Consider the following 12871-nt stretch of genomic DNA (forward strand, 5'->3'; position numbering starts at 1 on the left):
GGGCCGGCAGGTCTCCCTAGCGTGCGGTCGCGGGGGTGGTGTCCATGGACGAACGGCCGGACGGGTACGGCCAGCACGCGAGCGGCGAGGACACCGGTGGCGGGCCGGGTGCCGGTGGGCGGGGCGACCACGTGGTCTGGGAAGGCCGCGGCGTGGAGCCCTCCGCGCGGTTCGGTGACGCGGCGCGGGTTGCGTTGACGGCGGCGGCCGATCAGGTGGACGTCCCGTCCTCGGTGGCGGGCGCACGCATGGCACCGGGGCACACCGCGCTGCGGGTGATGGCGGTGCTCGTGCTCGTGGTGGTGCTCGGCCTGGGGGCGTGGACCTGGTGGACGGGCCGGCAGGCGGCACCCCACCCGGTCGCGGCACCGGCGGGTGCTGAGGGAGGGGCCGAGGCAACTGGCGCGGGCCGCGAGGAGGGTGGGGCTCCCGGAGGAGGGGGTGGTGCCGGGGGTGGCGAGGCGTCCGGTGGGGCCTCAGCCGCGGCGTCCGGTGCCACCGGGGACCCGGCTCCCGGTGCCGCGGGGGTATCCGGGGCCGGAGAGGGCGCCGGGCAGGTCGTGGTGCACGTCGTGGGGGAGGTGCGGTCCCCGGGGGTGGTGCGGCTGCCGTCGGGGGCCCGCGTGGCCGACGCGGTGCGCGAGGCCGGGGGACCGACCCGCCGCGCCGACGTGTCGGTCCTCAACCTGGCCCGTCCGGTGACCGACGGGGAACAGCTGGTGGTGCTGCGCCCCGGTCAGGACCCACCCACCCCGGCGGCCGTTCCAGGTGGTGCGACGGGTCCGGGGGGTGCGGCCGGGGCCGGAACCACCCCGGGCGGCGCCGGCGGGGCGGCCCCCGGCGGTGCGGAGGAGCCGGGAGCCGGCGGCGCGCTGGACCTCAACACCGCCGACCAGGCGGCCCTCGAGGAGCTGCCCGGCGTGGGCCCGGTGACGGCCGAGCACATCCTGGCCTGGCGTACCGAGCACGGCCGGTTCACCTCGGTGGACGAGCTCATGGAGGTCAGCGGCATCGGGGAGAAGACCCTGGAGACGCTGCGTCCCCACGTGAGCGTCAGATGAGCACGCGCGCCGACCTGCGCCTGCTCGTCCCCGCCCTGGTGGCCTGGGCCACCGGGGCCGCCGCTCTGGCCTGGGGCGCCCCGCTGCGGTGGGCGGTCGTGGGGTGCTGTGCCCTGGTGGCGGTGCTCGGCCTCGTCCGCCTGCACCGGGGTGGGCCGAGGAGGCCGGTGCCCACCGCCGTCGCCACGGCCACGGCGGTGGTGACCGCGCTCGTGGTTGCGGCCTCCACACTGGCCCAGACGCAGCACGAGCAGGGCCTGGTCTCCCGGGCGGTGGCCGACGAGTCGGTGGTGACCGCCGAGGTGACCCTGGAGGCCGACGCCCGCCGGGTGGTGAGCGAGGGGCGTTTCGGCCGCAGCGAGCTGGTGCTCGTGCGGGCCCGGGCCCACCGCATCGTGCACCGGGGGCAGGAGTCGACGGCCGACGCCCCGCTGCTCGTCCTGGCGAAGCCGGGTCGGGGCTGGGACGGGCTCACCTGGCGCACGCGGCTCACGGTGAGCGGCCGCCTCGCGCCCTCGGAGCCGGGGGACGACGTGGTCGCGGTGCTCACCCCTGCCCGTGCCCCGCAGGACGTGGCGGCGCCCGGGGGAGGGTGGCGGGTGGCCGAGGGGCTGCGGGAGGGATTGCGGCAGGCGGTGGACCCGGTGTGGGCCGACGCCCGGGGACTCGTGCCCGGACTGGTGCTCGGCGACACCTCGCTCACGCCCGAGGACCTGACCCAGGCCATGACCGAGACCGGTATGACCCACCTCAGCGCGGTCAGCGGGTCCAACGTCGCCATCGTGGTGGGGGCCGTGCTGTGGGTGGCCGCCGGCGTGGGCCTGCCCCGGCGCGCCCGCCCGTGGGCCGCCGCGGCGGGCCTCGTGGCGTTCGTGGTGCTGGCCCGCCCGGAGCCGTCGGTGCTGCGCGCAGGGGTGATGGGTGCGGTCGGGCTGGTCGCCATGACCGCCTCCCGTCGGGCGGCGTCCTTCCCGGCGCTCGCGGCCAGCATGGTGGTGCTGCTCCTGTGGGACCCCTGGCTCGCGCGGTCGTACGGTTTCGCGCTCTCGGTGCTGGCCACCCTCGGGCTCGTGCTCTTCGTGAGGCCGTGGGCCGCGGCGCTGCGCAGGCGGTGGCCCCGCCTGCCCGAGCCGGTGGCGCAGGGGCTGGTCATCCCCGTGGCGGCTGCGGTCACCACCTCGCCGGTCGTGGCGATGCTGCAGGGGCAGGTGAGCGTCGTCGGCCTGCTCACCAACCTGCTCGCCGCCCCGCTCGTGGCGCCGGCCACGCTCGGTGGGGTGGTCGTGGTGCTCGTGCACCCCGTGTCGCCGCTGGTGGCCGGGTGGGCGGCCTGGGTGGCTGCGGTGCCGGCCCAGGTGATCGGCCTGACGGCGCGGTGGGGTGCCGCGGTGCCCTACGGCGCGGTGCCGTGGCCGTCCTCGGGGCCTGCCGCGCTCGGGATGGCGCTGCTCCTCGCGGCCGCGGTGCTGCTGGGGCCGGGCCTGTGGCGGTGGGCGGGGCCACGGCTGCGGCGCCTGGTCCTGCCCCGGCCGGGGTCCTGCGTGCTACCCGGCCCGCGGGAGGGGACGGGGCAGCGGACCGGGCAACGGATCGGGCAGGGCCGCCTCGAGACCGGTGCGCTCTGTTTGGCGGCCGGCACCGCGGTGGCCCTGTGGGGACTACCGGGCGTCACCCAGCCCCTCCTGACCGGCCGGGACGGTGCGGCCGCGGACTGGCGGGTGGTCATGTGCGACGTGGGGCAGGGCGACGCGCTGCTCCTGCGCACCGGACCCCAGCGCGCCGTGCTGGTGGACACCGGCCCGGCCGGGGCGCCGGTGGCCGCCTGCCTTCGGCGCTCCGGGGTGCACGCGCTGGACGCGGTGGTCGTCACGCACAGCCACGCCGACCACTCGGGCAACCTCGGTGCGGTGCTCGACGCCGTGTCCGTGGACCGCGTGTGGGCCTCCCCGGAGGACCTCGCCCGGCCGATGCAGCCCGGGCACCCCGCTGAGTGGCGAGAGGTGGCGCGGGCCAGGGGTGTGGCGGTCGAACCGTTCGGTGCCGGCACGTCGCAGCAGGTGGGCACCGCTCGCTTGCGGGCGGTGTGGCCGCGTCCGGGGGTCGACCTGGCCGCCGACGACCGCCGCAACGACGGCAGCCTGGTCGTCCACGCGACCGTCGACGGCCCCGACCCCGGCCCGGGCTCGGCGGTCACGGTCCTGCTCACCGGCGACCTCGAGGAGTCCGGGGGCGCCGCTGTGCAGCAGCTCACGGCATCGGACCGGGTGGATGTGCTCAAGGTCCCGCACCACGGATCGGCCCACCAGGGACGCGGGCTGCTGGACCGAGGCGCCCCGCTGTCCCTGCTCAGCGTGGGGGCGCAGAACGACTACGGGCACCCCGCCGACCGCACGGTCGAGGCCCTGCGCGCCGCCGGCAGCACGGTGGTGAGCACCGCCGAGGAGGGCACGGTGGCCGTGGGGCGCGACACGGCCGGCACCCTGTGGTGGGGCCGGCCGTGAGCGGGGCGCGCGGGAGGCTGACGAGGTGGCGCGTCGCCGGGTGGGTGGGCGCTCGCGGAGGAGCGCCGTGGCGCTCAGTCGGCGGTCTCGGGCGCGAGGGCCTCGGGCACCTCGGCGGCCATGGTGGCCGCGGCGCCGCAGAGGGCCTCCATCATCGCGGCCACGGCGGGCACACGCATGAGGTCCGGTGTGCTCACCGCGTGGATGGTGCGCCGCGAACCGGTGCTCAGGGGCAGGGCCACCACCCCGGCGTGGCGCACGTGGCGCAGCACCATCCGCGGCACCAGCGCGGCCCCCAGCCCGGCCGAGACGAGGCCCAGCACCGCCACGTAGTCCTCGGTCTGGAACTCCACGCGCGGCACGAAGCCGGCCTCCTGGGCCAGGTGCATGAGGTGGCCGCGGCAGCGTGCGCAGCCGGCGATCCACGGATCGTCGGCGAGCGCGGCCAGGTCCACGGTGTCGCCGCCGGCCTGCGGGTGGTCCTCCGGCAGGGCGACGAGCATCTCGTCGGTGAGGATGTCGCGGATCTCCAGGCCGGCCAGGTCGTCCACCTCGCGGCCCACGGTGGTTCCGCTGTGGGAGAAGGCGACGGCGAGGTCGCACCGGCCGTCGCGCAGGGCCGCGAGCGACTCCGGCGGCTCGGCCTCGGTGAGCTGGATCTCGATGCTGGGGTGCTCGCTGCGCAGGTCGCGCAGGGCCTGGGGCACGAGGGCGGCGGTGGAGGAGGGGAAGGCGGCCACGCGCACCCGCCCGGACTCCAGCCCGGCGATGGAGCTGAGCTCCTGCTCGGCGGTCTCCAGCAGGGTGAGCACGGTGACGGCGTGGCGGGCCAGCACCTGCCCGGCCTGCGTGAGGCGCACCGTGCGCCCCTGCCGCTCGACCAGGGGGGTGCCGATGCGTCCCTCGAGACGGCGCACCATCTGCGAGATGGCGGGCTGGGTGTAGCCCAGCGAGTGGGCGGCGGCGGTGAAGGAGCCCTGCTCCGCGATGGCGCGCATGATGCGCAGCCCGGCCGTGTCGATCATGGGCTCACTGTAACTTGCTGTTGGGCCTCGGCAAAGGATCGCGCCATTGTGTAATCGGACGTCCGCTCCCACAATGCCGTCCATGACGATGACGCCGGCCCGTCCCCTGTCCTGTGAGCCCGCCGTGGCCACCCGCCACGTCGAGCCCGCCGAGCCCGCCACGCCGGCCAGCGCCCTCGCCGGCGGCGAGGACGCACCCGTGCCCGGGGCCGCGGACGAACCGGCCCCGGGCACGCGGGACGCCGCGTGGCTGCGCGACCAGTTCGCCACCACCGGCGGCTACCTCAACGCCGCCACCTGCGGCCTGCCCACCCGGCGCACCACCGAGGCCATGGCCCGCGACGCCCGGCGGTGGACCACCGGGGACGTCTCGCCGGTCGGGTACCACGAGCACGTGGAACGGGCCCGTGCGCTCTACGGCCGCCTCGTAGGGGTGCCGGCCGACCGCGTGGCGACCGGCTCCCAGACGTCGGTGTTCACCGGCATGGTGGCCGCGGGGCTGCCCGACGGCGCCGAGGTGGTGGTGGTAGAAGGCGACTTCTCCAGCCTCGTCTACCCCTTCCTCGTGCAGGCCGAGCGCCCCCACCCCACCCGCGAGGGCGGCCGCATCACGGTGCGCTCGGTGCCGCGCCAGGAGCTGTGCACCTCCCTGCGCGAGGAGACCGCGGCCGTGGTCTACAGCCACAGCCAGAGCGCGTGCGGCAGCCTCACCGCCCCCGATGCCGTGCGCCGCGCAGCCGAGGCCGTGGGTGCCCTGACGGTCTGCGACGTCACCCAGTCCGCCGGCTGGCAGGCGGTGGATGCCTCGCTGGCCGATGTGACGGTCTGCTCGGCCTACAAGTGGCTCTGCCACCCGCGCGGCGTGGCGTACATGACGGTCTCCGAGCGGGCCATGGACGCCCTCGTGCCGGTGAACGCGGGCTGGTACGCCGGCGAGGTGGTCTGGGACTCCATGTACGGCCCGGCCATGCAGCTCTCCTCGCGTGCCTCCCGCTTCGACGTCTCGCCCGGCTGGCCGCTGTGGCCCGGTGCCGTCGCCGCTCTGGAGGACTTCCTCCAGGTGCCCACCGGTGCGGTCAACGCCCACGACGTGGCGCTCACCAACCGCCTCCGGGCCGGGCTGGGCCTGGCACCCTCGGACTCCGCCATCGTCAGCCTGCCCATGCCGCCGGAGGCCGCGCAGGCCGCGGAGCGGGCCGGGCTGACCCTCTCGCAGCGGGCCGGGGGGGTGCGCCTGAGCTTCCACGTGTGGAACACCGAGCAGGACGTGGACCGCGCCCTGGAGGTGCTGGCGCCCTTCGCGCAGCGCGGCTGACGCCCGGCCGGTCCGGGGCAGGGCGGGTGGCCGACGAGCCGTCCGGTCCGGGCACGCACGTGTGGTGTGATGCTCTGCGTGCCCGACTCCCTGCTCCCGGACCCCGCCGGCGCCCAGATGGCCGCCGCCCGGGACGAGGCGCACCACGGACCCAGCTGGCGCGGACCCCGCCGTGGCACGGCCCTGTGCCTCTCCGGTGGCGGGTTCCGGGCCGCCCTGTTCCACCTGGGAGCCCTGCGCCGCCTCAACGAGCTGGGCATGCTCGGGCAGCTGCGCACCGTCTCGGCGGTGAGCGGCGGCAGCATCGCCGCGATGCTGCTGGCCGACCCCCGCCTGGGCTGGCCGACGCCGGACGCCCTGAGCCAGAGCATCGACTCGGCCGACCTGGTGGAGCCCGACCCGAGCGCCCCGCCGCTGCCGCGCGGCGACACCGTGCCCGGTGGCCTGTTCTCCGCCCCGCGGGTGGAGGGGTTCGAGCAGTACGTGGCCGAGCCGCTGCGTCGCCTGACCCGTCACAACCTGCGCACCCGCGCGCTGGTGTCGGGCTGGGGGCCCAAGGTGCGCCGCCCGGCCGACCGCAGCTCCCGGGTGCTCGCCGACCAGCTGGTGGACCACATCGACTGGTGGGCGGCCGACCTGCGGGAGGCCCGCCGCACCGCCGGCCCCGCCGTGGTGGTGGAGGCCACCGAGCTCGCCCACGGGGTCAACTGGACCTTCGCCGACTCCCGCGCCCACCCGCCGCGGGGCCGCGTCGGGGACTACCGGCTCGGCTACGGCGACCCGCCGGCGGGGCTGCGCCTGGCCGACGTCGTCGCGGCCTCGAGCGCCTACCCGCCGTACTTCGCGCCGTTCGACCTGGACGCCACGACGCTCGAGCTCAGCGGGGGTCACGCCGGGCACCTCGACGCGGCCGCCCGCCCCCGCATCGAGCGCACCGTGCAGCTGCTCGACGGCGGCATCTACGACAACCTCGCCCTGGAGCCGGTGTGGCGCGACCACGCCGGGGTGCTCGTGAGCGACGGGGGCGCGGTGTTCCGGGCCCGCAGCGCGCGCACGCCGCTGGGGCGCATCCTGCACGTCATCAGCATCGCTGCCGGTGGCGGGGAGGTGACGCGTCTACGCTGGCTCCACTCGGCCTACAACTGGGGCGTGGTCGAGGGGGCCTCGTGGGCCATGGACTCGCGGGTCCCGCAGAGTTACCCCATCGAGGTGGCGGCACGCATCAACGCCATCCGCACGGACATGGACGCCTTCAGCGAGGCCGAGCAGAAGATCATCGAGCGGCACGGCTACGGGGTGGCCGACTCGGCCATCAGGCGGTACGCCCCGCACCTCATCCTGCGCGACGCGCCGGCGCGCTACCCGCACCCGGAGGTGGCCGACCCCGAGGTGGCGCTGCGGGCGCTGCGTGGGTCGGGGCGGGTGTCGCTCGTGGGGCGCCGGCCGCGGCGGGGGCGCGCGTGAGTGCCGGCGCCACCCTGCCCGAGGTGGCCACGCCGGTGACCCTGCCGCCGGAGGTCGAGGCCGCGCCGCAGGAGGTGGAGGCGCTCGCCGAGCTGCTGGCGACCCGCCGCCTGGCGGTGGTGACCGGCGCCGGCATGTCCACGGCATCGGGCATCCCGGACTACCGCGGACCGGACGGGGTGCGCCGCGTGCAGCCCATGACCATCGGGGACTTCCGTGCCGGCCCGGCCTCGCGGCTCCGCTACTGGGCGCGGGCCTTCGTGGGCTGGGAGCGGTTCACCGGCGCTCGTCCCAACACCGGCCACCGTGCGCTGGCCGCCCTGCAGTGCGAGGGGGTGGACACCGGGGCGGTCGCGGGCATCACCGGGGTGATCACGCAGAACGTGGACGGGTTGCACCAGCGGGCCGGGTCGCCGGACGTGCTCGAGCTGCACGGGACGCTCTCGCGCATCGTGTGCCTGGCCTGTGGGGCCACCGAGGAGCGCGAGCACCTGCAGGCGCGCCTGGCCGAGGCGAACCCCGACCACCGTCGGGTGGCGCTGGACGCCGGGCAGGTGCGTCCGGACGGCGACGTGGCCCTGGACGAGGAGGCCGTGGCGGCCTTCCGTGCGCCCCGCTGCCTGGCGTGCGGGTCCGACGAGCTCAAGCCGGACGTCGTGTACTTCGGGGAGAACGTGCCCCGCCCCCGGGTGGACGCGGCGTACGCGATGGTGGACGCCGCCGACGGGTTGCTCGTGCTGGGCTCGAGCCTCAAGGTGATGAGCGGGTACCGCTTCGCCCGGCACGTGCACCGCGCCGGGGGACCGGTGGTGGTCCTGACCCGCGGCTGGCACCGCGCGGACCGGGAGGCCACGCTCACGGTGGACGCGATGGTGCACACGACGCTTGCCGCGGTGGCCGACCGCCTCGGGGTGGGCGTCCCCGAGGCGTGACCCCGGTGCGGGAGCGTGGCGACCGGGTGCGCGCTGACCGGGAGTGCCCTGCGGGGGCTCAGACCCTGCGCAGCACCGCGGTGACCTTGCCCAGGATGGTGGCGTCGTTGCCGTCGATGGGGTCGAAGGCCGGGTTGTGCGGCTGCAGCCACACCTGGTTCTTGACCTTCTTGTAGGTCTTCACGGTGGCCTCGTCGTCGAGCAGCGCGGCCACGATGTCGCCGTTGATGGCGGCCTGCTGGCGGCGCACCACCACCCAGTCGCCGTCGCAGATGGCGGCGTCCACCATCGAGTCACCCTTGACGCGCAGCAGGAAGAGCTCGCCGTCGCCCACGATCTGGCGGGGGAGCGGGAAGACGTCCTCCACGCGCTCCTCGGCGAGGATCGGCCCGCCGGCGGCGATCTGCCCCACGACCGGCACGTAGGAGGCCGGCGGGCGGGAGTCGGCCGCCTCGGAGGGGTCCCAGGTGTCCTCCGGGAGCTTGCGGTACCCGCGGTCGCCCGGCCACTGGGCGTCGAGGATCTCCAGCGCGCGGGGGCGGTTCGGGTCGCGGCGGATGTAGCCCTTGCGCTGCAGTGCGTTGAGCTGGTGCTGCACGGAACTGGCCGAGGCGAGCTCCACCTCCTCGGCGATCTCGCGCATGCTCGGCGGGTACCCGCGCTCGTCGATGGAGCGGCGGATGCACTCCAGCACACGGGTCTGCCGGTCGGTCAGCGGCTCGTTCCGGCGCAGGCCGGGCTCGTTCTTCTCGGTCATGTCGGGGTCCCCCTTCGCGGGTCGTCGCGGCGGAGAACTGCGCGTCATGACGCCGGATCTCCGAGGTTGTCGGTGGTCACCGCTTCACTGCGTGGTGTCGGCAGGGCGTGCGGCGGGAGGTCCCGCTCGTACGCACGGCCGACAACCGGTGCACACAGGATACGACGTCACCGTCCCGCCAGAAGGACATCCGTTCGGGCGTGTCTTGGTGAGTGTCGGTCACCTGTGCTACACATAGTACAGACATGCGACGGACATCCGTCCGGACCTGGAGGAGATGACATGACTGCGATGACTGCGATGCCGCTGGAGGTGCGACCCGTTCGCCGTGGCGGGCGCCCGGTCGCGTCGGCCCGGGGGGCGGTGCGCCCCGCACCTCGCATGCGACTGACGGCCCGGGGGCGCGCGGCGCGACAGGCGCTCGTGATTGCCGTGGCGGTGGTGATGGTGCTGCTCGTCGCCTGGCAGGCGACCGGCGCCGGCCGGGACGCGGGGGTGGCCGAGCGCGTGGTGGTGGCCCAGGACCAGACGCTGAGCCACGTGGCCGTGGAGCACCTGCCCGAGGTGCCCGTGGACCGCGCGGTGCTCATGCTGCAGGAGGCGAACGGACTGGGCACCAGCCAGGTGCAGGCCGGTCAGGAGCTGGTCATCCCGCGTCGTTGACGAGGGAGTCGGCCCGGCCGGGGAGGAGGGACCGGCCAGGAGGGGGTCAAGGACTGCGTGGTCCTCAGGGACGTGTGGCCACGCGTGATGGGGTGCGCCGCGGACGTGAGACATCCGTGGCAGGGACGCCCCGTGAGGGAGAGAGCCCTCCCCACCGCCTCGTGGCGGTGGGGAGGGCTTCCGCTCGTGGGGGACCTGTCCGGGCGTGCCGTGGCCCGGTCAGTCGAGGGGGGTACCGGTGGCGCGACGCCACATGGGGCCGAGGCCCTCGAAGGGCGCGAACCAGCCGGAGATGTGCACGTCCATGACGAGCCCGTTGACGCCGGCGGTGAGGAAGTCGCTGGCGCCGCGCACGACCTCCACGGGCTGCAGGGCCAGCAGGTCGCCGGGCTCCTCCGCGTCGAGCATGCCCTGCTCCACCGCGAAGTGGCGGGCCCGCTCGCTGCTGGTGAACCCGAGCAGCATCATGGCGCCCTCGATCTGCGCGGCGACGGGAGCCACGGACCCCTCCGGCCCCGCGGGCAGGAACCACCAGCGCGGCAGGGCGAAACCGGCCCTCCACAGGGCGGTGATGGTCTCCTGGTCGCCACGGTCGCGCGTGAGGGCGTGGAGGCGGTCGGTCTCGTTGGGGGCGGGCATGGCGAGGTCCATGGCCCCACTCCACCACACGCGGGGCCCGCCCGGTGGTCGCAGCGCCGCAGCCGGGGCTCGGACTCGTCGTGCGTGGGTGGTGCAGGAGCGGGGTGGCGCAGAGGTGGCACACCCCCTGGCGGCGTCGCGGAGGGCTGGCACCATGGCCGGTGTGAGCGTGCGTCGGTCCGGTGGGTGGCGTCGCGGTGGGGCCGCGGCGACGGTGGTGGGGGCCCTGGTGCTGGGAGCCGCACCCCTGTCTTCCGCGGGAGCCGGGACGGCGCCTTCCGTCGCCGCGTCAGGCGCGCCCCGCCCGCACACCATGGCGCACGCTGCTGCGCGCGACGGGGACGGGTCGGATGTCGACACGGGGCCTGCCGCTCGCATCGAGGACCCGACCGGCCGGCGCCCGGGCCGCACCGGCACGTGGGGCGACCACCCGACCGCCTCGCGCGACCTGGGGGACCTGCCCTGTCGGGAGCTGCTCTTCGTGGGGGTCCGTGGGTCCGCCGAGCAGGTGCCCTGGGGCAACACGGTGAACCGTGCCCGGGAGGGTCTCGCCGAGCGCCTGGACCGGTCGGTGAACCAGGTGTGGCTGGAGTACCCGGCGGTGGACCCGCACACGCTGCGCACCGCCGACCTCGAGGGCGCCGTCCTGGAGGCCACGCCGCGCGCGAGCCGGTACTTCGCCTCGGTGGACGCCGGCAGCGCCGAGCTCACGCGCGTGCTGGGTGCCAGTGCCCGGGAGTGCCCGGGGCAGCAGGTGGTGGTGGTCGGCTTCTCGCAGGGTGCGCAGGTGATCACGCGCGCCCTGGCCGGTGGTGCCGACAGCTCGACGCTGGCCGCGGCGCTGCTGCTGGGGAACCCCGCGCACCACCCGGGGCAGAACGTCCGGGAAGTCGGTGGACAGCTGGACACCCCCGCCATCGGGCTGGCGGCCACGCTGACCTACCTGCGCTCCCGGGCGCGCCCGCAGGAGACCACCACGCGGCGCCAGGCCGTGCACAACCTCGTCTCGGAGGTGTTCGCGCTGCACCGCGGCGAGGTGTCCAACAGCTCCATCGCGGCCACACTCGAGGCCGGTGGCGACGTCATCGCGCCGGGGGATTACTCCCGCGTGCTCAGCATCTGCAGCACCGGTGACGTGGTCTGTGACGCCGCGCCGGCCATGAGCCGGGTGCTGACCTCGGCCACGGGCCTGGAGGACGAGTTCGCGACCGCGCGGCCCATCCACGGCGGGTATGCCGGGGAGGTGCTGCGCCCCGGCATCGAGGCGCTGGTGGACCTGATCGCCCCGGACGACGCTCCGCGTGACGCGTCGGGTGACGCCTCGGGGCGACCGCGCGACGGCGGCGAGGGGACGCATCAGGGGGCGCGAGAAGGGGCGGACGAGCGTGCGCACGGGGGCGTGGACGGCGCGCCGCACGGTGCCGGCGGCACTGACCCGGCTGATCCCGCCGACCCGGCCGACCCCGGGGGCGGCACGACGCCCGGCGACCTCGCCGCGGGCACGGGCCGTGAGGGCGGCTCCCCGTGGGTGGAGACCGGTCCGCCCGCGTGGGTCCTGCCCACGGTGTCGGTGGCGGCAGGGGTGTTCTTCCTCACCTCGTGCGGCCTCGGCCTGGCGTTGTGGAGGCGGCGGTGACCGATCCCGTGGAGACGGTGGGTGCCCGTCCCGCCGCGGCGGAGGGGAAGGGCGTGCACGAGGCGGGTGGCCGTCCCGAGCGCCCCGGCGATCGGGGTGCGCGGCGCCGCGACCGCAGGGCCGTCGCAGCCCTGGTGGCGCTGCTGGTGCTGCTGCTCACCCTTCTGGTGGGCGACCTGGCGCTGCGGCGGTACGTGGTCGGCCGCATCGAGCAGGAGGTCGGGGCCACCGCGCACGGCCGGGTGCGGGCCGACCTGGACGGCTGGCCGACCGCCTGGCACGTGGCCCGCGACGAGTACCCGGAGATCGACGGGACACTCTCCGGCGCGGTGGTGGAGGTTCGCGGTCGCACCGTGCTCGTGGACGCCGACGTGCGCGCGCGGGACGTGCGCGACCTCTCCGGGGGCGGGGACGCGGTGCACGTGGAGCACCTGGCCGGGCGCGTGCGCACGAGCTGGGAGGACCTCTCGCGCGTGACCGGGGCGGACCTCTCGGGTGACGAGGACGGGCGCCTGTCCATCACCACCGACGTGCCGGTGATGGGGGAGCGGTTGCCGGTGAGGGTGACCGGTCGCCCGGTGGTGGACCCCGCGACGGGGCAGCTGGGGCTGGCGGACGCGCAGGCCTCCCTGGACGAGGTGGACGTGCCCCAGGACGTGGTGGACGGGCTGTTGCCGCGGGTGGCCACCTACGCCAACCTGCCCACCTACGAGGGGCTGCGCTGGACGGGGGTGCGGGCGACGGCCGAGGGGGTCGAGCTGGAGCTCCGCGGCGAGGGGGTCGACCTCCCGCGACACGCCGGCTGAGGGAGTGGAAAGCGCGGCCCGGAGTCGGGTTCCGGGCCGCTGGGCCGGGAGGTTTGCGACCGGCGCCGGGGA

Annotated in this window: 11 protein-coding genes; 8 read left to right on the forward strand and 3 right to left on the reverse strand. The window is 75.9% G+C overall.

The features are described 5' to 3' along the window. Positions 1–44 precede the first annotated feature (44 nt). Positions 45–1061, forward strand: a complete 1017-nt coding sequence (locus CYJ76_RS12865) for a helix-hairpin-helix domain-containing protein (RefSeq protein WP_238138181.1) — start codon at positions 45–47, stop codon at positions 1059–1061. Next, positions 1058–3562, forward strand: a complete 2505-nt coding sequence (locus tag CYJ76_RS07190) for a ComEC/Rec2 family competence protein (RefSeq protein WP_101849671.1) — start codon at positions 1058–1060, stop codon at positions 3560–3562. The genes CYJ76_RS12865 and CYJ76_RS07190 overlap by 4 nt, the downstream gene beginning before the upstream one ends. Positions 3563–3636: 74 nt before the next feature. Here CYJ76_RS07190 and CYJ76_RS07195 read toward each other — a convergent pair whose 3' ends face one another. Further along, the gene (locus CYJ76_RS07195; RefSeq protein ID WP_101849672.1) at positions 3637–4587 is read right to left on the reverse strand and encodes a LysR family transcriptional regulator; all 951 of its coding nucleotides are present in this window, start codon (positions 4585–4587) and stop codon (positions 3637–3639) included. A gap of 82 nt (positions 4588–4669) precedes the next feature. On the opposite strand from CYJ76_RS07195, the gene CYJ76_RS07200 reads away from it, so the two are divergent. The 3 genes from CYJ76_RS07200 to CYJ76_RS07210 all read left to right on the forward strand — a co-directional run bounded on the left by CYJ76_RS07200 (position 4670) and on the right by CYJ76_RS07210 (position 8298). After that, the gene (locus CYJ76_RS07200; protein ID WP_238138182.1) at positions 4670–5902 is read left to right on the forward strand and encodes an aminotransferase class V-fold PLP-dependent enzyme; all 1233 of its coding nucleotides are present in this window, start codon (positions 4670–4672) and stop codon (positions 5900–5902) included. Between the two features lie 78 nt (positions 5903–5980). Then, positions 5981–7366 carry a patatin-like phospholipase family protein gene (locus CYJ76_RS07205; RefSeq protein WP_101849707.1) on the forward strand — a complete coding sequence of 462 codons (1386 nt, stop codon included), beginning with the start codon at positions 5981–5983 and terminating at the stop codon, positions 7364–7366. After that, on the forward strand, positions 7363–8298 hold the full coding sequence (locus tag CYJ76_RS07210) for an NAD-dependent protein deacetylase (protein WP_083323721.1): 936 nt from the start codon (positions 7363–7365) through the stop codon (positions 8296–8298). Before CYJ76_RS07205 ends, CYJ76_RS07210 begins: the two co-directional genes overlap by 4 nt. A 58-nt stretch (positions 8299–8356) precedes the next feature. Here the strand turns inward: CYJ76_RS07210 and lexA are convergent, their stop codons facing one another. Then, positions 8357–9055 (reverse strand): transcriptional repressor LexA, encoded by a 699-nt coding sequence (gene lexA / locus CYJ76_RS07215; protein WP_070705975.1) that lies wholly within the window; start codon positions 9053–9055, stop codon positions 8357–8359. Between the two features lie 282 nt (positions 9056–9337). Here lexA and CYJ76_RS12215 point away from each other — a divergent pair, with 282 nt between their 5' ends. Continuing rightward, positions 9338–9718: a LysM peptidoglycan-binding domain-containing protein gene (locus CYJ76_RS12215; protein WP_144043051.1), complete on the forward strand. Its 381-nt coding sequence runs from the start codon at positions 9338–9340 to the stop codon at positions 9716–9718. Positions 9719–9937: 219 nt separating this feature from the next. On the opposite strand, the gene CYJ76_RS12465 is transcribed toward CYJ76_RS12215, so the two are convergent. Continuing rightward, the gene (locus CYJ76_RS12465) at positions 9938–10369 is read right to left on the reverse strand and encodes a hypothetical protein (RefSeq protein ID WP_070705971.1); all 432 of its coding nucleotides are present in this window, start codon (positions 10367–10369) and stop codon (positions 9938–9940) included. A 301-nt stretch (positions 10370–10670) separates the two neighbouring features. Here CYJ76_RS12465 and CYJ76_RS12470 point away from each other — a divergent pair, with 301 nt between their 5' ends. Together CYJ76_RS12470 and CYJ76_RS07230 are read left to right on the forward strand one after the other, a co-directional pair. After that, positions 10671–11993, forward strand: a complete 1323-nt coding sequence (locus tag CYJ76_RS12470; protein WP_180802243.1) for a cutinase family protein — start codon at positions 10671–10673, stop codon at positions 11991–11993. Continuing rightward, a complete protein-coding gene (locus CYJ76_RS07230) occupies positions 11990–12799 on the forward strand; it encodes an LmeA family phospholipid-binding protein (RefSeq protein WP_144043053.1) in 810 nt (269 codons plus the stop codon). The genes CYJ76_RS12470 and CYJ76_RS07230 overlap by 4 nt, the downstream gene beginning before the upstream one ends. Positions 12800–12871 lie beyond the last annotated feature (72 nt).

The organism is Kytococcus schroeteri, assembly GCF_002847825.1.
GTDB classification, from domain to species: Bacteria; Actinomycetota; Actinomycetes; order Actinomycetales; family Dermatophilaceae; genus Kytococcus; species Kytococcus schroeteri.